We start from the raw sequence: 19,278 nt of genomic DNA, 5'->3' as shown, positions 1-19,278 counted from the left end.
GCCGTGGAACTCGCCTGGTACGCCCTGCTCGGCCTCTTCTTCGCCACCTACCTCGTGCTCGGCGGCTACGACTACGGCGTCGGCCTGCTGCTGGCCCGGCGCGGCCCGACGCCGGGCAGCCGAGCCACGCTCGCCGCGCTCGGGCCGTTCTTCCTCGGCAACGAGGTCTGGCTGGTGGCGGCCGTCGGCATCCTGTTCGGCGCGTTCCCCCGGCTGGAGGGCGAGTTGCTCTCCGGCTTCTATCCGGCGGTGCTCGCCGCGCTGGCCGGGGTGGTGCTGGTGACCGCCGGGGTGCAGTTGCGCAGCCGCCCGGTCTCCGGAACGGCGCGCGCCGGCTGGGACCGGGTGGTGGTGGTCGGCAGCGTGCTCGCCGCGCTGGGCTGGGGCGCGGTGCTCGGCGGGCTGCTCCAGGGCGTGCCGCTGAGCGCCGACGGGCACGTGGTCGGTGTCGGTCATCTCGCCACCCCGTTCGTCGCCGCCGCGGGGCTGGCCCTGCTGGCGCTGGTGGCGGTGCACGGTGCGACGTTCCTCACGCTCCGGCTGCCCTCCGCCGACGCCCCGGCGCTCGCCCGGCTGGCGAGCGCCCTGGTGCCCGCCGCACTCGTCGCCGTCGGCGCGGCCACCGTCCTGGGCGTGCTCTCCGATCGGGTACGCGCCGCGGTGGCGCGCCCGGCTGTGGCCGTACTCCTGCCGTTGGCGCTCGTGGCCGCGCTGCTGACGGCCCGCGCGGCGCTGCGGCGGGCCCGGGCCGGTGTGGCCTTCGCCGCGACCGCGACGGCGCTGGCGCTGCCCGCGCCGCTGGTCGGGGCCGCGCTCTGGCCCCGGATCCTGGTCTCCACGGCCGACCCGGCAGCGTCGCTGACGGTGGCCGAGGCGGCCGCCGGCCGTCCGACGCTGGCACTGTTGGGATGGCTCGCGTTACCGCTCGTGCCGGCCCTACTAGGCTTTCAGGCGATGTGCTGGTGGGTGTTCCGGGGACGGATCGACGGCAGGGCACCGGTGTACTGGTGAACCGCCGCCCGTTCGACCCGCGTCTGCTGCGTCGGGTCCCCGCGGCCCGGCGCGACCTTGCCGTGCTCGCGGCGCTGGGCGGGCTGACCGCGCTGCTGGTGATCGCCCAGGCGACCGCGCTGGCGACGCTGCTGGCCACCGCGTTCGACGGGCGGCTGCACCGGCCGGCGCTGGCCGGTCTCGTGGCCGCGGTCGCCGGGCGGGCGCTGGTGAGCTGGGCGCAGGGCACAGTGGCGGCGCGGGCCGCCGCGACGGTCAAGGCTGCGCTGCGCGCCGACCTGCTGGGCGCGGTCGGCCGGCACGGACCCACCTGGGTCGCCGGGCAGCGGGCCGGGCAGCTCGCCACGCTGGCCGGGCGCGGGCTGGACGCGCTGGACCCCTACTTCACCGGCTACCTGCCGCAGCTCGTGCTGAGCGTCACGGTGCCGGTGGCGGTGCTGGCCCGGATCGTGTTCGCCGACTGGAGCTCGGCGCTGATCATCGCGCTCACCATCCCGCTCATCCCGATCTTCGGCGCGCTGCTCGGCTGGCAGGCGCAGGCCGCCACCGAACGGCAGTGGCGGCGGCTGTCACTGCTCGGCGGGCACTTCCTCGACATGGTCGCCGGGCTGCCCACGCTGCGCGCGTTCGGCCGGTCCAAGGGGCAGGTCGACGTGGTACGCCGGATGGCCGACGGCCACCGCCAGGCCACCATGAAGACGCTGCGCATCGCGTTCCTGTCCGCGCTGGTGCTGGAACTGGTCGCCACGCTCTCCGTCGCGCTCGTCGCGGTGCCGGTCGGCATCCGGCTGCTCGGCGGCGGCCTCACGCTCTCCACCGCGCTGCTGGTGCTGCTGCTCACCCCGGAGGCGTACCTGCCGTTGCGTGCGGCGGGCAGCCGGTTCCACGCCAGCATGGAAGGGCTCACCGCGCTGGACGAGGCGCTCACGCTCTCCGCCACCGACGCGCCCGCCACCACCGAACCCCGCCGTCCCGCGCCGGGCGGCCGGGGCGAGATCCGCTTCGAGGGCGTGAGCGTCGCGTACGACCGGACCACAGCGCTGCGCGACGTCACGCTGACCATCCGGCCCGGCGACCGGATCGCCGTCATCGGGCCCAGCGGCGCGGGCAAGAGCACGCTGCTCAACCTGCTGCTCGGCTTCGTCGCACCGACCTCCGGCCGGGTCACCGTCGACGGCGTGGACCTGGCCGGAGTCGACCTGGACGCCTGGCGGCGCGAACTGGCGTGGGTGCCGCAGCGGGCGCACCTGTTCGCCGGGTCGCTCGCCGACAACATCCGCCTCGGCGCGCCGGACACCCCGGACGACGTGCTCGCCGCCGCGGTTGCCGACGCCGCGCTGGACGAGGTGGTCGACGCCCTGCCCGACGGGCTGGACACCCGCCTCGGTGAACGCGGCCACGGCCTGTCCAGCGGTCAACGGCAGCGGGTCGCGCTCGCCCGCGCGTTCCTGCGGGACGCGCCGATCGTGCTGCTCGACGAGCCGACCGCGCGGCTCGACAGCGCCAGCGAGGCGGTCGTGCTGGACGCCACCCGGCGGCTGGTCGCCGGACGTACCGCGCTGCTCGTCGCGCACCGGCCCGCGCTGCTCGCCGACGCCGACCGGATCCTGCGCGTCGAGGACGGCCGGGTCACCGAACTGCACCCGACCGCCACCGGGCCGGGAGTGGCCCGATGATCCCCGGCGCGGAACGGACGGTGCTGCGCCTGGCCCGGCCGTACCTGAGCCGGCTGCTCGGCGCCGGGCTGCTCGCCGCCGCCACCGAATTCGCCGGCCTGGCGCTGATGGCCACCGCCACCTGGCTGCTGATGAGCGCGGCGGGCCGCCCGCCGCTGGACCGGCTGACGGTGGCCATCGTCGCGGTCCGGGCGCTGGCGGTCAGCCGGGGCGTGCTGCGGTACACCGAACGGCTCGCCGGGCACGACGCCGTGCTCCGCATGATCACCGACGTACGGGCCCGGGTGTTCGCCACGCTCGCCGCCCGGCGCGACGCCGGCCGGCGTACCGGGGACGCGCTGAGCCGCCTGGTGTCGGACGTGGAGGCGGCCCAGGACCTGCTCCTGCGCGTGCTCGTACCGGGCGCGGCCGCGGCGGTGGTCAGCGTGCTCGCGGTCGGCGTCGCCGCGCTGATCTCACCGCCGGCCGCCGGTGTGCTCGCGATCGGCCTGCTGGTGGCCGGCGCGGCGCTGCCCGCGCTGGCCACCCGACTCACCCGCCGCGCCGCCGACGAGGTAGCCCCGCTGCGCGGCGCGCTCGCGGTGGACGCGGTCGACCTCACCCACGGCGCCGCCGACCTGGCCGCGTTCGGGGCCACCGGCGCCGCGCTCGCCGCCGCCGAAAACCGGGGCGCGCGGCTGGCGAAGCTGGAACGCCGGCTCGCCGCTACCGGCTTCGCGGTGGACGCGACGGGCGTACTCGTGGGTGGCCTCACCGCCGCCGCGGTGGTGGCCGTGGCGCTGCGGGCCGGGGTCGGCGGGGTGCTCGTCGGCGTCCTCGCGGTCGGGTCGCTCGCCGCCGTGGAGGTGGCTCTCGCGCTCGTCGCGGCGGCCCGCCAGCGCGCCCAGCTCCGGACCGGGCTGGCCCGGGTGGCCGACCTGCTGGCCGAGCCCGCCGCCACGGCGCCGCCGACGAGCGCGCCGGAGCCCGCGATCGACGGCCACGACGTACGGTTCGCCGACGTGACGGTCCGCTACCGGGCCGGGGCCGCCCCCGCGCTGGCCGATTTCGACCTCGACCTGCCGGCCGGCCGCCGGGTGGCGGTGGTCGGGCCGAGCGGCGCCGGCAAGAGCACGCTCGCCGCCGTGCTCACCGGCGCGGTACGCCCCGACACCGGCCGGGTCACCGTAGGCGGCGTGCCGGTGGCCGGGATCCCGGACGAGCATCTGCCCCGGGTGGTCGGCGGCCTGCTCGCCGAGGCGTACGTCTTCCACGCCACGGTCAAGGAGAACCTGCTCCTCGGCCGTCCGGACGCCACCGAGGCGGACCTGGTCGCCGCGACCCGGGCGGCTGGCCTGCTCGACTGGGTACGCGAACAGCCCGACGGCTGGGACACAGTGGTCGGCGAGCAGGGCGGGCAGCTCTCCGGCGGGCAGCGGCAGCGCCTCGCGCTGGCCCGCGCGCTGCTGGCCGCCCCGCCGGTGCTGGTGCTCGACGAGCCGACCGAAGGGCTCGACCCGTCCGCCGCCGACGCGGTGCTGGACTCCACGCTCGCCGCCACCCCGGCCGGGCACTCGGTGCTGCTGATCAGCCACCGGCTCAGCGGCCTGGCCGGGCTGGACGAGATCGTGGTGCTCGACGGCGGCCGGGTGGTACAGCGCGGCCGGCACGACGAGCTGGTGGCACGCCCCGGGTGGTACCGGGAGCAGTGGCTGCGGCAGCAGACGGCCGAACGCGGCTACCTGGCGGTCACGCCGTAGCGCGCACTGAATCCGATCGGGGTTTTCCCTGACGCGGTAGCCCGTCCCCCGATGGCAGGCTTGTGCGCATGCGGGTCCATGACGAGGCGGTGGTCGACCGCCGGCTGCGCGAGCTGTCCGGGCGCCTGTACGGGCCGGACCGGCTCAAGGCCGACCTGCTGACCGAGACGCGGCACGCGCTGGAGGACGCCGTCGAGGCGTACCGGGAGGAGGGCCTGCCGCGCGCGGAGGCGGAGCGGCGGGCGGTCGCCGAGTTCGGCAGCGACCGGCAGCTCGTGCCGGAGTTCCAGGCCGAGCTGGCCACCGGCGCGCTGCGCGGGCTGGCGCTGCGCACGCTCCTGATCTCGGTGGTGCTGATCGCCGCCGGTGACCTGACCTGGCAGGGGTCGAGCTGGAGCGGCGGTCCCCCGCCGCCGGCGAGCTACCTGCTGCTCTCCGCCGGGCTGAACGTCATCTGGGGCGTGATCGCCGCGCTGGCGCTGGCCGCGTTGCTCGTCGGCCCGCTCACCGCCCGGTGGGGGTCGCCCCGGCTCGTCCGTCCGGCCCGGCTGATCGGTTTCGGTCTGACCGGCGCCCTGGCGCTCGGCGTGACCGCCGGCGGCGCGCTGTTCGGCTGGTCGGTCGGGCTGTGGGACGCCGCGCTCACCTGGCCCCCGATGATCATCGGGGCGACGGTGGTGTCCGCGGCCTGGTTCGCACTGGTCCGGGCCGCCCGCTGCTGGGTGCTCGCCGAGCGGCGGTTGGCCGGCTGAGCCGGTCGGCCGCCCGAGCGGCCGGCCCACCGGTCCGGCCGGCGGGGTTCAGGCCGGGGCCGTGGGCGGTTCGTCCGCCCCGAGGAACCGGCCGACGGTGGCGCTGAACTCGCGCCAGCCGGCCCGCTCCCCCACCAGCGCCCGGCCACCGGCCTCGGTCAGCTCGTAGGTGCGGCGTTCCCGGCCGTTGACTGTGCTCCACGTGCTCGCCACCAGCCCGGCCCGCTCCAGCCGGCGCAGCGCCGGATAGATGGTGCCGGTGGGCAGGTCCAGCGTCCCGCCGCTGCGGGCACGCAACGCCTCGATGATCGCGTAGCCGTGTCGCGGGCCCTGTTCCAGCACGGCGAGCAGCAGCGCGTCGAGGTGTCCGTGCAGCGCCTGCGCCTTCATGCGTAGCAACGCTACTTGTCGATCCTCCGGAACGCCAAGGGGTGCGGCTCCCGGCCGCAACGGTTCGCCCACTAGGGTATGTGCGCAGAGTCACTCGGCGGCGCGACGCCGCCGGGTGGGCAACCGAACGCACACGGAGGTCAGCGTGGCCCGCCAGTCGCCCCAACGGCCCGACGCCGACGAGCCCGAGCTCGACGACACCGACGCGCCCGCCGCAGCCGACGAGGTCGAGGCGGACCGCCCGCCGGCGGACCGCGCGCTCTGGGACGAGGTGCGGATCGACCCGGTGGAGATCGCGCTGCCCGCCGGCACCGGCTTCACGCTGCGGGCGTACCGGCCGGCGCGCGAGCTGACCCCGACCGACGTCGCCGAGCGCGACCAGGACGACCCCTTCCTGGCCCGCCGCCAGGTCGTCGAGACCGAGGACGACGAGGAGGTGGTGATCCTCGACGAGGAGTTCGCCGCCCTCTCCGCCGAGGAGGACGACGAGGACGACGACAAGGCCGAGAAGGCCGCCAAGGGGCGCCGCAAGGGCGAGGCGGACGACGACGCGACCGAGGACAAGGCCGAGTCCGAGGACGAAGAGGACGACGACGAGGACGAGGACGCCGCGGGCGACGAGGAGGTGCCGGTCTTCCTCACCCACAAGGGCCGGCTCCTGCTGTTCAAGACCCCGGAGTCATTGGTCTCTTTCATCCGTTCCGGCGCGCCCAACGACCTGTCCCAACTGGACAGCTGGAATGAATTGTCCGAACGGCTGGAACCGGCCGACATCGCCCCGCTGGACGAGGACACCTACGAACTCGACCTGGTGGTGGAGAACCTGCGCGGCGGCCACGACGCATGGGACCACGAGCTACTCATCGAAGCTGGTGAGATCGCCCGTGACCTGGCGTACGCGCTGCGGCTACCGGCCGTGCTGGACATGCTCTCCGCCGGCTCGAGCCTGGACGATCTGGACGAGGCGCTGCGGGCTTCCGTCAACGGCGGAATCGGTGGTTTCCTGGGTCGGCGCCGGCTGAAGAAAATCGGGGCACAAACCGCAAGTTTGGGTTGGCGCACCATTGTCGGCAAGATCTCTGCGGTTGTGGACTGGCGCGACTGACCCGGAGCGGGGAGCATCAGTCTCTGGCAGAGCAAGACCTGTGTCCCGGGAGGAGGACGACGCCGTGGCGCTCGTGCGCGTGTACTGCGGTCTGGCCTCGGCAGATCCGGCCGACCGAACGGCTTCGGCCGGAACGACGCTGACGTCCGCTGTGGTCGACGACGCAGGCCGTCTGCTGCACGTCTGTGAGATCGCCGACGAGGCCGCCGGGTACGCCCAGCTGGTCGCGCTGCTGGTGGAGCGGTCCGGCGGTCCGAGCGGCGCGGCCATCGCCGCGGACAGCGACGACCACATCGTCACCTCGCTGCTGAGCGCCGCCGGCCGTCCGCTGGCGATCGCCGACGACGACTCGGTCGACGACTTCGCCGAGCGCTTCGCCGACGACGACTCCCTGGAGGAGATGCAGTCCCCGCCCGCCGAGCGCCGCGCGGTCGGGCTGGCCCGCGCGCTGCAGGCCGGCGCGCTCTCCGCGGTGACCCTCCCGGCGCCGCGTGAGCTAGCCGGATACACGCAGGTCCTGGCCGCGCACGCGGCGCTGGCGAGCGGTCGGCACTCGGCCGCGGTGACGCTGCGCGAGGTGCTCCGCGAGCTCTACCCGGCCGCGCTGCGCGCGTATCCGGACCCGGCGGACCGGGTCGCCCTCGCGGTTCTCGACGCGCTGCCCGAGCCGGGGATGCTCACCGGTTCCGCGGCCCGTGGCCGCGACGGCGGGCTGACCGCCGACGCGGTGGTCGCGCAGCTGGCCGCCGAGGGTCTGGCGGACGCGGGCGACATCTCCGACGCGGTGACCGCGCTGCGGGTCGCCATCTCCGAGACACCCCGGCGGGCCACCGTCAACCGGACGCTCACCGCCGCCGTCGCCGAGACGGTACGGCAGGCGGTCGCCTCGGTCCGGACCTGTGACGCCGGATGCGACGCGCTCGTGGGCGCGCTCGCCGAACGCACCGCTCCCGCGCCCGCCACCGGCCGCCGGGCCGCCGCCCGACGCGGTGAGCAGGTCGACGAGCTGGCCCCGGCCACCGACCTGCGCGCGGTGCGGCCGGTCCAGCCGGAGCCGGCCGCCGAGCCGGCACACCGTGGTCGTCCCGAGCCGGCCGGCGCACCCGAGCCGGCCGGGCGGCGCAGCCGCCCGGAGCCGATTCCCGGCGGGCGCCGCGGCCGGCCCGAGCCGGTCTCCGGCCCGGCCGCCACGACGACGCCCCGGCCGCTCGCCCCGCCACCCGTCGCTCCCGCCCCGGTCACGCCTCCGCCGGTCGCTCCGGCCCCGGTGACTCCCGTGGCTCCGGCTGCCTCGCTGGGCCGTCCGGCCTCCGCGCCGCCGTCCCGGCCCGAGCCGACCGGCGCGCCGCTGCCGTCGCGGGTGGACGGACCCACCAACCGGCCCATCTCCGCGCCGCCTCCGCCGCCGCCCGGCATCACCCCGATCGCCCCGTCGCCGCGCGGCGCCGTGCCGCCGGCCGAGGCCGGCGAGCCGTTCCGGCCGACGCTGACCACCGCGGCGATCAACAAGGCGCGGGCGGAGCGGCAGCGCACCGTCATCCCGCCCCGCCCGAAGACCAATCCGCACCAGGAACCGCCGACCGGCGGGTTCAGCGCCACCGACCTGAGCATCCCGGTGCCGGCCCCGCGCCCACCGGCGCCGGAGGCAGCCCCGCCGGGTTCCCGGGCGAACTGGCCGCTCGTGAACAACGAGGACGACACCGCCCGGGAGCGGGAGGGCACCACCTACCCGTACGGACGGGGCGTGGACGCGCCGAGCGACCCGGGCCGGGTCACGCCGCCGTGGCTCGCCGACGACCTTCCGCAGGAGCCGCCGATGCTGCGGCTGGTGGAGCCTCCGCCGCTGGCCGACCGGGCGCTGCGCGACGAGATGAGCCGGCAGGCCGATCCCGGGCTGGACACGCCGCCGCTGCGTCTGGTCGACCAGGGCGACCCGGGCCGCGTGCCCATGACCGCCCCGCCCGAGCGGCGTCCCGCGCCGAAGGAGCACCGCCCGCCGCCGGTCTCCGACGACGGCGACGGTGACCTGCTGATCTTCGCGCAGGCCAAGTCCGCCTGGTTCGTCGGGCACGGGGACGAGGCCGACCTGGAGTGGTCCAGCACCGCTGACACCGGCTGGCAGGCGGCCGAACAGGCCGCCCGCCCGTCCGTCGGCGCGGAGACCAAGGCCGGCCTGCCGAAGCGGGTGCCGCAGGCCAACCTGGTGCCAGGCTCCCCGCTGCGCGAGGAGCGTCCCCTGCGGATCGTCCGGAACGCGGCGAGCCTGGCCGAGAACACCACCGGATACTTCCGGGGCTGGCGGCGTGGCCAGGAGATCGGCGGCTTCGCCGTGGGCGGCCGTCCGGGCCGTGAGGCGGCCGGCGGCTGGGACTTCACCCGCGACACCGGGGACCGCGAGGACGACCGGGAGTACGAGTACCGCTCGGCCGGTTACCGCTCCTGATCAGAGTCCGCCAGGCCCACGAGTGGGGTGTTTCATCCCACACCTGGGCGATTTGACGCTGAGCTGGACCGGCCGGGAACATACCCGGCGGACCAGCGGCGGCGCCTGTTCGCCGGGGTGGGAAGGCGATTCCAATGGCGACACCGGCGTTCGACTCCACTGTGCTCACCCGGCGGGGCGTCCTCGCCGCCGCGGCCGGGAGCGTGCTGCTGGCAGGCTGCGCGCCGCAGGGCCAGCGGCCGGAGGACGGCCCGTCCAGCAGCGCGCCGAGCGACCAGGATCTGATCGTCGGGGCGAGCCTGGAGCTGACCGGCGCGGGGTCGGTGCTCGGCGTCGCCCAGCGGCAGGCCCTGCAGCTCACCGCCGACTCGCTCAACCGCACCGGCCTCCCGGTCGGGAACCTGGTCCGGTCGGTCCGGCTCCAGATCCTGGACAACGGCAGCAATCCTGAGGTCGCGGCCCGCCACGCCGCCGAGCTGACCCGGGCCGGGGCGCAGGCCCTGATCGGCGGCGTGCTCGGCGAGACCTCCGTCGCCCTGGCGACGGCCGCCCAGCAGGTCAAGACGCCGTTCCTCTCGCTCGGCTACGGTGACCGCATCGTGCTGCCGCTCGACGAGCGCACGTTCACCTACAAGCTCACGCCGGACGCCGTGGACATGGCACGCCGCCTGGTGGAGCTGTTCGAGTCCATGAAGGTCCGGAAGGTGTCCCTGCTCGCCGCCGACGGGCTGCACGGCGACTCGGGTGTGCGGGCGATGCGGGAGGCCCTCGCGGACAGCAGCACCGACCTGGCCCGCACGGTACGCCTGCCGGCGACCGGCCGGCGCTTCCGCGCCGCCGCCGAGCGCGTCGCTGGTGGCGAGCGGGACGGCGTGGTCGTCTGGGCCACCGCGCCGGACTCCGGCGCCGCGGCACGGGAGCTGCGCGCCGCCGGGCACCGCGGCCCGATCTTCTTCGACGCCGGCGCGGTCGCCGACGACACCGTGCAGGGGGCCAACGCCGCCGCCGTGGAGGGCGCATACGCCGTGCACCCGGCCTGCCTGGACATCTCCGCGGTGACCGCCACCACCACGGCGCAGCTGGCCCGGCGGGACTTCGCCACCCGCTACACCCAGCGGCACGGCGGCAGCCCCGGCTTCGCCCCGTACGCCTCGGACGCCCTCCAGCTCCTCGCGTGGTCGGCGCGGATGGCGACGAGCCTGGACCGGGGCCGCCTGCGGGCGCTGCTCCAGGCGCAGGCGGTCCAGGGCATCGCGGGCGGGTACGCGTTCACCGCCGCGCGGCACGGTGGCATGGAACCCGACTCGCTCGCCGTCTACCAGGTCTACCGGGGCGGCTGGACGCGTCTCGGCTGACCCGGAGCGCCGCCCGGCGATTCCTTCCTGGAGGTCACCGGGCGACCGCGTACCGTGTCCGTCCCCGGACGGCAAGAAGCGCCCGGTGGCCTCAGGCCGCCGGGCGCTTCCGCGCGTCGGTCAGGCGGGTGCGACGGCCCGCGAGCGCCGCATGGTGAGCACGTACTCGACCAGCGAGATCAGCACGTGCTTCGTGGACTCCCGGTTACGGGCGTCGCACGGCACCACCGGCACGTCGCGGGAGATCGCCAGCGCGTCCCGGACGTCCTGCGGATCGTGGTACTGCATGCCGTCGAAGCAGTTGATGGCCACCAGGTACGGCAGCCGCCGGTGCTCGAAGAAGTCGATGGCGGCGAAGCAGTCGGCGAGCCGCCGGGTGTCGACCAGCACCACAGCGCCGATCGCACCCCGGACCAACTCGTCCCACATGAACCAGAACCGCGTCTGACCCGGCGTACCGAACAGGTACAGGATCAGATCCCGGTCGATCGAGATACGACCGAAGTCCATCGCCACCGTGGTCGTCGTCTTGCCCGGCACCTGCCGGGTGTCGTCGACGCCGACACCGGCGGAGGTCATGATCGCCTCGGTGGTCAGCGGCGTGATCTCGGAGACCGAGCCGACCAGCGTCGTCTTGCCGACGCCGAACCCACCGGCGATAACGATCTTCGCCGACGTCACTCGGCCGCTCGGGGCCGGCGGCCGGTGCGACATGTCAGAGCCTGCGAAGTCCACTCAGCACCCTCTCCAGCAGTTCAGTGCCCACCGCGTCGTCGGAGTCGTCCAAAATGGTCGGCTCGTGGACCGCGACCAGGCCGTCCGTCGCCATGTCGGCGATGAGCACCCGGGCCACGCCGAGCGGAAGCTGCATCCGCGCCGCGATTTCGGCGAGCGACTGCACACGTCCGTCACACAACGCGGCGATGTACTGGTGTTCACGACCGTGGCCACCATTGCCAGTGGCAACCGCTCGGCCGCGCACCGTCGTCTCGACGAGCGCCTCCAGGGCGATGTCGAGCCGGGGACGGGTACGACCACGGGTGACGGCGTACGGCCGGACCAATGCGCCGGTCGGCTCGTCACGATCCGCCATGTCGCCGCTCACCTCCCTCGTACCCGGCACCGGCTCGCCCCGGTGACATCCGTCGCTGTCGTTGTTGTTCCCGCACCTGACCCACCGGCCAGCGCGTCATTCAGCCCATCATCCCCACAGCCGTGCGCGGCTGCGGCGTCAGGGCATCGCCCACCCGGTCCACGAGCAGGGCCATCTCGTACCCGACCTGACCCACGTCGCAGCTCCGCGCCGCCAGCACCGCGAACGACGAACCGTCGGAGATGGACATCAGGAACAGGAATCCGTTGTCCATCTCGACGACTGTCTGCAACACCGCTCCGCCCTCGAAGCAGCGGGCCGCGCCCTGGGTCAGGCTGACCAGACCGGACGCGATCGCGGCGAGCTGGTCGGCACGGTCCCGCGGAAGGTCACGGGACGAGGCGAGAAGCAGGCCGTCGGCCGAGACCGCGACCGCGTGCGCCACACCGGGCACCCGGTCGGCGAAGTTGGCGAGCAGCCATCCGAGATCCTGCGTAGTAGTCATCCTTGTTGCTCCTTCTGCCCGCTCCCGGCCACCGGGCCTGAGCCAGACTGCGAGGACTGCTGCCCGCCCGGAGTGCCCTCCGGGCCGGTCGTGTTGCTGTCGGTGTTACGCCCGCGCTGCACGCCCCGATGGTAGGCCGACAGCAGGCCCCGGACGCCTTCCGGCGTCCGCCGCTGCACCGAGGCAGAAGGCTTGTCGATGCTGCCGGGCACGAGCTGCGCCATCGGCTTCCGCTTCGGCAGGCCCTTCTGGGTGGTCTCCGCGACCGGCACCTCGGTGGCCGCCGAGGCGGCGCGCCAGCCGTCGTCGGCCGCGGTCTGCCAGGGCGAGGACTGCGGCGACGCGGTCGGCTGCCGGGTGGGCAGCCCTCCGCCGTACGCGGGACGGGTGTTCCCGTTCGCCGCGCCGTTGTCACGCGGTGCTCCGCCGGCCGTCGGAGTGTGTGCCATCGGTGCGTTACCTGTCGTTGCGGGTGTCGGCTGCGGCACGGGCCGGCCGGCGGTGTCCACCTTGGCGAACTGCTGGGTGGCGTCGCCGCCGTTCGTCGTCGGGGCCGGGGCCGCCGCCTCCTCGTGGGGCCCGGGCCGGCGGGTACGGAACCACGCCGACTCGAGCTCCCGGAAGATCGGCAGCTCCATCGTCTCGTCGGCGTACCGCTGGCGGTTGCCCTGCTGCTGCGCTGCCGGGCCCGGTCGCGCCGCCGGGGCGGCAGCCGGCCGGTTGGTCGCCGGGGTGGCGGCCGGCTGGTTCGTCGCCGGGCCGGCGGCCGACGGCTGGCCGGTCGCGGGCTGCGCGGTGGCCGGCATCTCCGTGCGCGGCACCCGGGGCAGCTCGGTGGTCATGTCCATGCCGCTGGTGGGCCGTTCCGGCGCCGCGGGGGCCGGGGCCGGAGTGACCGGCGGCCAGACCGGCGGCGCACCGACGCCCGGCCCGGGCGTCACCGGTCGCGCCGGCAGCTGGTTCGCCGGCGGCGCGGAGACCTGGTAACCGGCGGCCGGCTGGCCGGAGACCGGCGCGGCCGACGTGGGCTGCCCGGAGACCGGCGTGGCGGAGACCGGACGGCCCGTGTACGGGTCGCCGGAGACCGGCGCCGCGGAGACCGGACGGCCGGAGAACGGGTCGCCGGAGACCGGGGCGGCCGAGACCGGACGGTACGGCAGCGGGTTGCCGGCGGCCGGGGCGCCGGAGACCGGCGGCAGCGGCGGCGCCGACACCGGCGGGACCGGCGGCGCGGAGACCGGCGGCGGGCTGTAGGGCCGCGCCTCGGGGCTGCTCGGCAGCTGGCGCGGGATCGCCGGCTGCTGGCCGCTGGTGCCCGGGTCGCCCTCGGCCGGGTTGCGCCGCTGGGGCAGCGGCTCGAATCCGGAGCCGGACGAGGGCCGGGAGCCGAACCCGCCGTCCCCGTCGCCCGGGTTGGCGCCGGTCAGGTCGGACCAGGCCGGCATGGCGCGAGCGCCACCGGCGTTCGCCGGGGTGCCCGAGCCGTTGCGCGGCGCCGGGTCGAAGGCGCGTCCGCCGAGCGTGACCTGGTTGCCGGAGGCGCCCGGGTGCGGGGCCGGCGGCAGGCTCTGCGGGTTGTTGTTGCCGAAAGCGGCCAGGGCGCCGAAGGCGGGCGTCGGTCCGCTCTGCTGCGGGGCGGCGGGCGGCAGGGCCGGCGCGCCCGGACCACGGCCGGCCAGGGCACGCGGCACCAGGACCGTGGTGGGCAGCGTCACGTCGGCGACGGTGCCCCGGTCGGTGCCCGGTCGCAGCTCGACCCGGACGCCGTGGCGGGCGGCCAGCCGCGCTACCACGACCAGACCCATCATCCGGGAGACCGCGACGTCCACCTGCGGCGGCGTGGCCAGCCGCTCGTTGAGGTCACGGAGCTGCTCCGGGCTGATGCCGATGCCCCGGTCCTCCACGTATAGGGAGGCACGGTCGCCGACCCGGCGGGCCTCCACCATGACCTGGGAGTCGGGCGGGGAGAACGCGGTCGCGTTGTCGAACAGCTCGGCGACCAGGTGCACGAGGTCGTTCACCGCGTGGGCGGCGACCTCGATGTCCCGGTCGATCACCCCGAACTCGATCCGGGTGTAGTGCTCGACCTCGGACTGGGCGGCGCGGAGCACGTCGATCAGGGCGGCGGGCTCGCGCTGCACACGCGTGGAGTCCGCGCCGGCGAGCACCAGCAGGTTCTCGTCGTTGCGGCGCATCCGGGTGGCGAGGTGGTCGAGCTGGAACAGCTCGGCCAGCCGGTCCGGGTCCTCCTCGCCGCGCTCCAGCCGGTCGAGGTGGCCGATCAGCCGGTCGACCAGGATCTGCGAGCGGCGGGCCAGGTTGACGAACATGGTCGCGACGGACGCCCGCAGGGCGGCCTGCTCGGCGGCGGTCCGGACGGCCTCCAGGTGGACGGCGTTGAACGCCTCGGTCACCTGGCCGAACTCGTCCTTGCTGCGCACCGGCAGCGGCTCGGCGATCTGGTTGGCCAGCTGCACCGGGGTGAGCTGGCCGGTCACCTGCGGGTCACGCAGCCGGGCGACGGCCTGCGGCAGCCCGTACTGGGCCACCGCCAGGGCGCCCTGGCGCAGGTCGCGCAGCGAGCGGGCCATCGAGCGGGCGACCAGGTACGCGAACAGGATGGCCAGCAGCAGCATGGTGAGCAGCAGGCCGGTCTCCAGGAACACCTGGCGCTGGGTGTCCGAGCGCAGCGCGTCGGCCTGCCGGACCACGTTGCCGTCGAGGCGGGACTCCACCGTCCGCATCAGCTTCGCGTTGGCGACCATGGCCTGGTCCCACTGGTCCGCGCCGAACTGGGCGTTCTCCATCGAGCCGCTGTTGTTGCCCGAGATGAAACTCGTGTAGAGCTCCGCCCGGCGCAGGTCCGGCCCGGAGACGGTCTGGTCGTAGAACAGCTTGTCCGGGTCGGTGGCTACCGCCTGGAACGTCGCGAACGCCTGCGACTGGCCGGTGCCGCTGGCGATGAACTGCTCGCGCAGCGCGGGGGTGTACTGGTTCTGGGTGATCGCCTGGTGGACGACCACGCGGCGCTGGGTCAGGAATTCCTTCTGCCGGGCGACAGCGGCCGCCGCGCGCATCCGGTCACTCAGGTCGTTGTCGCCGGCGAGCTGGGTGGCGGAGTCGCGGATCGCGAGCAGGTCCTCGATCAGCTGCCGGTAGGTCAGGTCGGCGTCATTGATCTTGAGCTTGCCGTTCAGCACCTGGCTGCGCGTCGCCGGGAGGTCCTTCAGCTGGGTGTCGATCGCGTCCAGCAGCCCGACGAAGTTGCGCGGCAGGTCGTCGATCTCGCCACGCTGCCGCAGGTACGGCGACTTCGCCTGGTCCACCCGCTGGTTGGCCCGGTTGTAGCCCTCCTGGTACTGCGCCCGGGTCTGGAACTCCTTCGCGCCGAGGAAGAGCACGGCGCCGACCCGCTCGTCCTGCACCGTGTCGATCAGGTCACCCGAGTAGCCGATCAGATTGGCCAGGTCCCCCGCACGGTTGGCATTGTTGAGCGTCTCCAGGTGGTCGACCAGACCACTGGTGCCCACCACGACCGTGGCGATGGTCGGCACGATCATGATCAGACCGAGCTTGGACCAGATCGGCATGTCGCGCAGCCGACTCATCGGCCGGCGCAGCCGCGACAGGAAGGAGCCCGCCGTCGTTGGCCGTTTGCTCACGTCACCGCCCTCGCATTACCGCGCCCGACGTCACCTGAGGGCAACGCCGAGCGACCGACCCGGCGGGTCGGACCTCCGAGATTCCATCACGCCGCCCCGCAAAGAGAAAGACCAGGTTGTCCCTCACCGGAGGTGTGATGAGATGTTGATGCAATTTGATAGCTATCCGTCTGGCCGGAGTCACTGAAGGTAATGGAACACCCGCATCGCGTTGTCCTGCTCGCTGGCCCCTCCGGGTCAGGAAAGTCATACATAGCGCAGCGAACCGGACTTCCGGTGCTCTGCCTGGACGACTTCTACAAGGACGGCGACGACCCTACGTGTCCGCGTCGGAACGGACAGGTGGATTGGGAGTCCCCACTGTCCTGGGATGCGGACATGGCGGTGCAAACAATCACCCGACTGGCTCGGGAGGGCAAGGCCGAAGTGCCGGTTTATGCGATCGGCGCGGACCGCAGGGTGGCCACCCGGCCATTCGACATCGACGGATCGCCAATCTTTGTCGCCGAGGGGATCTTCGCCGCCGAGATCGTGGCCGAGTGCCGCCGGCAGGGCGTGCTCGCCGGCGCGTACGCGCTGCGCCGCCCACGCGGCGCGACGTTCCTGCGCCGCCTCGCCCGGGACCTCGCCGAGCAGCGCAAGGCGCCCCGGGTGCTGCTCCGGCGCGGGGTCGCGCTGCTGCGTGCCGAGCCGGCCGTGCTGCGCCGGCAGACCGGGCTCGGTGCCGAGGCGGCCCGGGCCGGTCAGGTGCTGCGCGGGGTGGCCGCGCTGCTCTCCGGCCACCCCCGCCAGTCGTGATCAGCCGATCAGCTCGGCGTACGCCGGCTTGATCACCTCGTCGATGATCCGCAGCCGCTCGTCGAACGGGATGAACGCGCTCTTCATCGCGTTGATGGTGAACCACTGGAGTTCCTTCCAGCCGTAGCCGAAGGCCTCCACCAGCAGCGCCATCTCCCGCGACATCGAGGTGCCGCTCATCAGCCGGTTGTCGGTGTTCACAGTCACCCGGAACCGCAGGTCGCGCAGCAGCCCGATCGGGTGGTCGGCGATCGAGGCCGCGGCACCGGTCTGCACGTTCGACGACGGGCACAGCTCCAGCGGGATGCGCTTGTCCCGCACGTACGCGGCCAGCCGGCCCAGCACCGGCGGGTTGCCGGGGGTGATGTCGTCGACGATGCGTACGCCGTGGCCGAGCCGGTCGGCGCCGCACCACTGGATCGCCTGCCAGATGGACGGCAGGCCGAACGCCTCACCGGCGTGGATGGTGAAGTGGAAGTTCTCCCGCTGGAGGTACTCGAACGCGTCCAGGTGCCGGGTGGGCGGGAAGCCCGCCTCGGCGCCGGCGATGTCGAAGCCGACCACCCCGGTGTCGCGGTGCCGCACGGCCAGCTCGGCGATCTCCTGCGACCGGGCGGCGTGCCGCATCGCGGTGAGCAGCGTGCCGATCCGGATCGGGGTGCCCGCCTCGGCGGCCAGCGCGCTGCCCTCCCGGAACCCGGTGACCACCGCGTCGACCACCTCGTCCAGCGTCAGGTTCTGCTCCAGGTGCTGTTCCGGGGCGAACCGCACCTCGGCGTAGACCACGCCGTCGGCGGCCAGGTCCAGCGCGCACTCGCGGGCGACCCGGCGCAACGCGCCGGCGGTCTGCATGACCGCCACCGTGTGCGCGAACGTCTCCAGGTAGCGCTCCAGCGAGCCGGAGTTCGCCGCCTCGGTGAACCAGACGCCGAGCGCCGCCGGGTCGGTGGTGGGCAGTTCGTGGCCGACCTCGGCGGCCAGCTCGACGATCGTCGCGGGCCGCAGGCCGCCGTCGAGGTGATCGTGCAGCAGCGCCTTCGGGACCTTGACGATGTCCTCGTACGAGATTGCGACCATGCTCCGACCCTAGTCACCCCCGGTACGGGCGCGACGGTGGACCGGGCCGGTTCAGGGCCGCCAGCCGTACACCCGCTCCACCGCCAGCCGCAGGACCACCCGCCCGTCGGCCACCATGGCGTCCCGGTACTCGGCCCAGTCCGGGTGCTCGCCGCGGATGCGCCGGTACACCTCGACCAGCTCGTCGACCGTCGCGTCGTCGATGGCGGCGGCCGGCGGGGTGAGCGTCACGGCGCCCTCGGCCACCGCGTACGCCCCGCCGTCGGTGGTGGTCACGTGGAAGCTGGCCCGGGGATCGCGGCGCAGGTTGCGCACCTTCGCCCGGCCGTCGGTGGTGGAGCAGCGGATCAGGCCGGGCTCGGCCAGGTAGTCGAGGTTGGACAGCTGGGGCCGGCCGTCGCGGCGCAGGGTGACGAGCACCCCGCGCCCGCGCTCGCCGAACAGCTCCCACAGCCGGGCGCTCATGCGGTCACCCGCAGCGGGGCGAGCGCGGCGGCCAGCCGGGCGAGCTGATCCAGCATCAGCGCGGCGGCCTCCTCGCGGCCGGGGTCGGGTCGCAGCTCGCCCGACTCGTCCAGCGACTGCCGGAGGAAGACGACCACCTGGTCGTTGACCGGGGTCATGTTCAGCGTGGTCACCACCTGCTTGATCATCTGCACCGCGCGCAGGCCCCCGGAGGTCATGCCGTAGCTGACGAAGCCCACCGGCTTGTGCTGCCACTCGTGGTAGAGGTAGTCGATCGCGTTCTTCAGCGGCGCGCTGAAGCCGTAGTTGTACTCCGGCATCACCAGCACGAAGGCGTCCCCGGCGTCGATCTCGGCGCTCCAGGCGCGGGTGTGCTCGTGCACGTAGTTCCGCTCGGACGGGTGGTGCGGCTCGTCGTGGAAGGGCAGCCCGACCTCGGCCAGGTCGAGCAGGCGCACCTCGTCGAAGCCGGCGTGGCGGACGGCGGCGGCGGTGAACCAGTCACCGATGCGACGGCCGACCCGGCCGGGGCGGGTGCTGGCGACGACGACGTTCAGGCGGGGCATGGTGAGGTCACTCCTGTCGGGGCGGCGGCCGGGGCCGGCGCGGTGAGCCGGGGAACGAGCCAGGCGACGATCGGCCCGATGCCGATCGCGTAGAGCAGGGTGCCGGGGCCGACGGCGCCGCCGAGCAGCCAGCCGACGGCCAGCACCGTCACCTCGATCGCGGTGCGGGCCGGGCCGAGCGGCAGGCCGCGCGCGGCCAGGCCGGTCATCAGCCCGTCCCGCGGGCCGGGGCCGAGGCGGGCGCCGAGGTAGAGCGCGGTGGCGAGGCCGTTGAGCAGGACGCCCGCGACCAGCAGACCGATCCGGCCGGCGAGCGGGGCGACCGGCGGCAGGAGCGCCAGCGTCGCGTCGAGGGCCAGGCCGACGAGCGCGACGTTCGCCACGGTGCCGACGCCCGGGCGCTGCCGCAGCGGGATCCACAGCAGCAGCACCAGCAGCGCCACACCGTTGACCAGCACGCCCATCGGCAGGCCGGTGCGCTCGGCGAGCCCCTGGTGCAGCACGTCCCAGGACGCGAGCCCGAGGTCGGCGCGGACCATCAGCGCGACGCTGACGCCGAACAGGGCCAGGCCGGCGAACAGCCGCACCAGCCGCGACGGCAGTTTGGTTGACATGTCATCAAGCTAGACCGCAACTTGGTG

Annotated in this window: 16 protein-coding genes and 1 pseudogene; 8 read left to right on the top strand and 9 right to left on the bottom strand. The window is 74.5% G+C overall.

From position 1 onward, the window contains the following. Positions 1-3: 3 nt before the first annotated feature. From A4R25_RS19235 to A4R25_RS19220, 4 genes and pseudogenes are all read left to right on the top strand, one after another. Positions 4-1,011 carry a cytochrome d ubiquinol oxidase subunit II gene (locus A4R25_RS19235; protein WP_064447627.1) on the top strand — a complete coding sequence of 336 codons (1,008 nt, stop codon included), beginning with the start codon at positions 4-6 and terminating at the stop codon, positions 1,009-1,011. Beyond that, positions 1,008-2,687: a thiol reductant ABC exporter subunit CydD gene (gene cydD / locus A4R25_RS19230; protein WP_064447626.1), complete on the top strand. Its 1,680-nt coding sequence runs from the start codon at positions 1,008-1,010 to the stop codon at positions 2,685-2,687. The genes A4R25_RS19235 and cydD overlap by 4 nt, the downstream gene beginning before the upstream one ends. Continuing rightward, positions 2,630-4,426: pseudogene (gene cydC, locus A4R25_RS19225) on the top strand (thiol reductant ABC exporter subunit CydC); the annotation flags it as partial. The gene cydD and the pseudogene cydC, both read left to right, overlap by 58 nt. Before the next feature lie 68 nt (positions 4,427-4,494). Next, a complete protein-coding gene (locus A4R25_RS19220; RefSeq protein WP_043326744.1) occupies positions 4,495-5,178 on the top strand; it encodes a permease prefix domain 1-containing protein in 684 nt (227 codons plus the stop codon). 48 nt (positions 5,179-5,226) lie between these two features. Here A4R25_RS19220 and A4R25_RS19215 read toward each other — a convergent pair whose 3' ends face one another. Then, positions 5,227-5,568, bottom strand: a complete 342-nt coding sequence (locus tag A4R25_RS19215) for a PadR family transcriptional regulator (RefSeq protein WP_043326746.1) — start codon at positions 5,566-5,568, stop codon at positions 5,227-5,229. Between the two features lie 115 nt (positions 5,569-5,683). Between A4R25_RS19215 and A4R25_RS19210 the strand changes: the two genes are divergently transcribed. The 3 genes from A4R25_RS19210 to A4R25_RS19200 all read left to right on the top strand — a co-directional run bounded on the left by A4R25_RS19210 (position 5,684) and on the right by A4R25_RS19200 (position 10,471). Continuing rightward, entirely contained in the window at positions 5,684-6,673 is a 990-nt protein-coding gene (locus tag A4R25_RS19210) for a hypothetical protein (RefSeq protein WP_064447625.1), read from the top strand. Between the two features lie 40 nt (positions 6,674-6,713). Next, positions 6,714-9,116, top strand: coding sequence for a hypothetical protein (locus A4R25_RS19205; RefSeq protein WP_043326750.1), 2,403 nt, complete (start codon positions 6,714-6,716; stop codon positions 9,114-9,116). A gap of 134 nt (positions 9,117-9,250) precedes the next feature. Continuing rightward, complete coding sequence (locus tag A4R25_RS19200) at positions 9,251-10,471, top strand: ABC transporter substrate-binding protein (protein ID WP_043326752.1); 1,221 nt, start codon at positions 9,251-9,253, stop codon at positions 10,469-10,471. 120 nt (positions 10,472-10,591) lie between these two features. Here the strand turns inward: A4R25_RS19200 and A4R25_RS19195 are convergent, their stop codons facing one another. The 4 genes from A4R25_RS19195 to A4R25_RS19180 form a co-directional block, all read right to left on the bottom strand. Next, positions 10,592-11,185, bottom strand: coding sequence for an ATP/GTP-binding protein (locus A4R25_RS19195; RefSeq protein ID WP_030501201.1), 594 nt, complete (start codon positions 11,183-11,185; stop codon positions 10,592-10,594). A gap of 1 nt (position 11,186) precedes the next feature. Continuing rightward, positions 11,187-11,564, bottom strand: coding sequence for a DUF742 domain-containing protein (locus tag A4R25_RS19190; protein WP_030501200.1), 378 nt, complete (start codon positions 11,562-11,564; stop codon positions 11,187-11,189). A gap of 100 nt (positions 11,565-11,664) precedes the next feature. Continuing rightward, positions 11,665-12,069 (bottom strand): roadblock/LC7 domain-containing protein, encoded by a 405-nt coding sequence (locus A4R25_RS19185; RefSeq protein WP_013283992.1) that lies wholly within the window; start codon positions 12,067-12,069, stop codon positions 11,665-11,667. Next, positions 12,066-15,731, bottom strand: coding sequence for a sensor histidine kinase (locus tag A4R25_RS19180; protein ID WP_064447624.1), 3,666 nt, complete (start codon positions 15,729-15,731; stop codon positions 12,066-12,068). The genes A4R25_RS19185 and A4R25_RS19180 overlap by 4 nt, the downstream gene beginning before the upstream one ends. Before the next feature lie 459 nt (positions 15,732-16,190). Here A4R25_RS19180 and A4R25_RS31870 point away from each other — a divergent pair, with 459 nt between their 5' ends. Continuing rightward, positions 16,191-16,529, top strand: a complete 339-nt coding sequence (locus tag A4R25_RS31870; protein ID WP_223201242.1) for a hypothetical protein — start codon at positions 16,191-16,193, stop codon at positions 16,527-16,529. On the opposite strand, the gene A4R25_RS19170 is transcribed toward A4R25_RS31870, so the two are convergent. Genes A4R25_RS19170 through A4R25_RS19155 form a run of 4 tightly spaced genes read right to left on the bottom strand, consistent with a single transcriptional unit; the run spans position 16,530 to position 19,251 of the window. Then, positions 16,530-17,606, bottom strand: a complete 1,077-nt coding sequence (locus tag A4R25_RS19170; RefSeq protein ID WP_043326756.1) for an adenosine deaminase — start codon at positions 17,604-17,606, stop codon at positions 16,530-16,532. Between the two features lie 51 nt (positions 17,607-17,657). Further along, entirely contained in the window at positions 17,658-18,071 is a 414-nt protein-coding gene (locus A4R25_RS19165) for a PPOX class F420-dependent oxidoreductase (protein WP_064447623.1), read from the bottom strand. Further along, on the bottom strand, positions 18,068-18,637 hold the full coding sequence (locus tag A4R25_RS19160; RefSeq protein WP_064447622.1) for an NADPH-dependent FMN reductase: 570 nt from the start codon (positions 18,635-18,637) through the stop codon (positions 18,068-18,070). Before A4R25_RS19160 ends, A4R25_RS19165 begins: the two co-directional genes overlap by 4 nt. After that, positions 18,625-19,251, bottom strand: a complete 627-nt coding sequence (locus tag A4R25_RS19155; RefSeq protein WP_064447621.1) for a YitT family protein — start codon at positions 19,249-19,251, stop codon at positions 18,625-18,627. The genes A4R25_RS19160 and A4R25_RS19155 overlap by 13 nt, the downstream gene beginning before the upstream one ends. Positions 19,252-19,278: the final 27 nt, after the last annotated feature.

The organism is Micromonospora sp. NBRC 110037, assembly GCF_001652995.1.
In the GTDB taxonomy this organism is placed as follows: Bacteria; Actinomycetota; Actinomycetes; order Mycobacteriales; family Micromonosporaceae; genus Micromonospora; species Micromonospora chalcea.
Note: the sequence above shows the minus strand (reverse complement) of the source record. Positions and strands in the feature narration are given on the sequence as shown.

Bases quoted from the DNA above. Each gene is read 5' to 3' on its own strand.
- A4R25_RS19185 (WP_013283992.1), bottom strand. From the start codon at position 12,069: ATGACTACTACGCAGGATCTCGGATGGCTGCTCGCCAACTTCGCCGAC.
- A4R25_RS19160 (WP_064447622.1), bottom strand. From the start codon at position 18,637: ATGCCCCGCCTGAACGTCGTCGTCGCCAGCACCCGCCCCGGCCGGGTC.
- A4R25_RS19165 (WP_064447623.1), bottom strand. From the start codon at position 18,071: ATGAGCGCCCGGCTGTGGGAGCTGTTCGGCGAGCGCGGGCGCGGGGTG.
- A4R25_RS19200 (WP_043326752.1), top strand. From the start codon at position 9,251: ATGGCGACACCGGCGTTCGACTCCACTGTGCTCACCCGGCGGGGCGTC.
- A4R25_RS19220 (WP_043326744.1), top strand. From the start codon at position 4,495: ATGCGGGTCCATGACGAGGCGGTGGTCGACCGCCGGCTGCGCGAGCTG.
- A4R25_RS19170 (WP_043326756.1), bottom strand. From the start codon at position 17,606: ATGGTCGCAATCTCGTACGAGGACATCGTCAAGGTCCCGAAGGCGCTG.
- A4R25_RS19190 (WP_030501200.1), bottom strand. From the start codon at position 11,564: ATGGCGGATCGTGACGAGCCGACCGGCGCATTGGTCCGGCCGTACGCC.
- A4R25_RS19215 (WP_043326746.1), bottom strand. From the start codon at position 5,568: ATGAAGGCGCAGGCGCTGCACGGACACCTCGACGCGCTGCTGCTCGCC.
- A4R25_RS19195 (WP_030501201.1), bottom strand. From the start codon at position 11,185: ATGTCGCACCGGCCGCCGGCCCCGAGCGGCCGAGTGACGTCGGCGAAG.
- A4R25_RS19155 (WP_064447621.1), bottom strand. From the start codon at position 19,251: ATGTCAACCAAACTGCCGTCGCGGCTGGTGCGGCTGTTCGCCGGCCTG.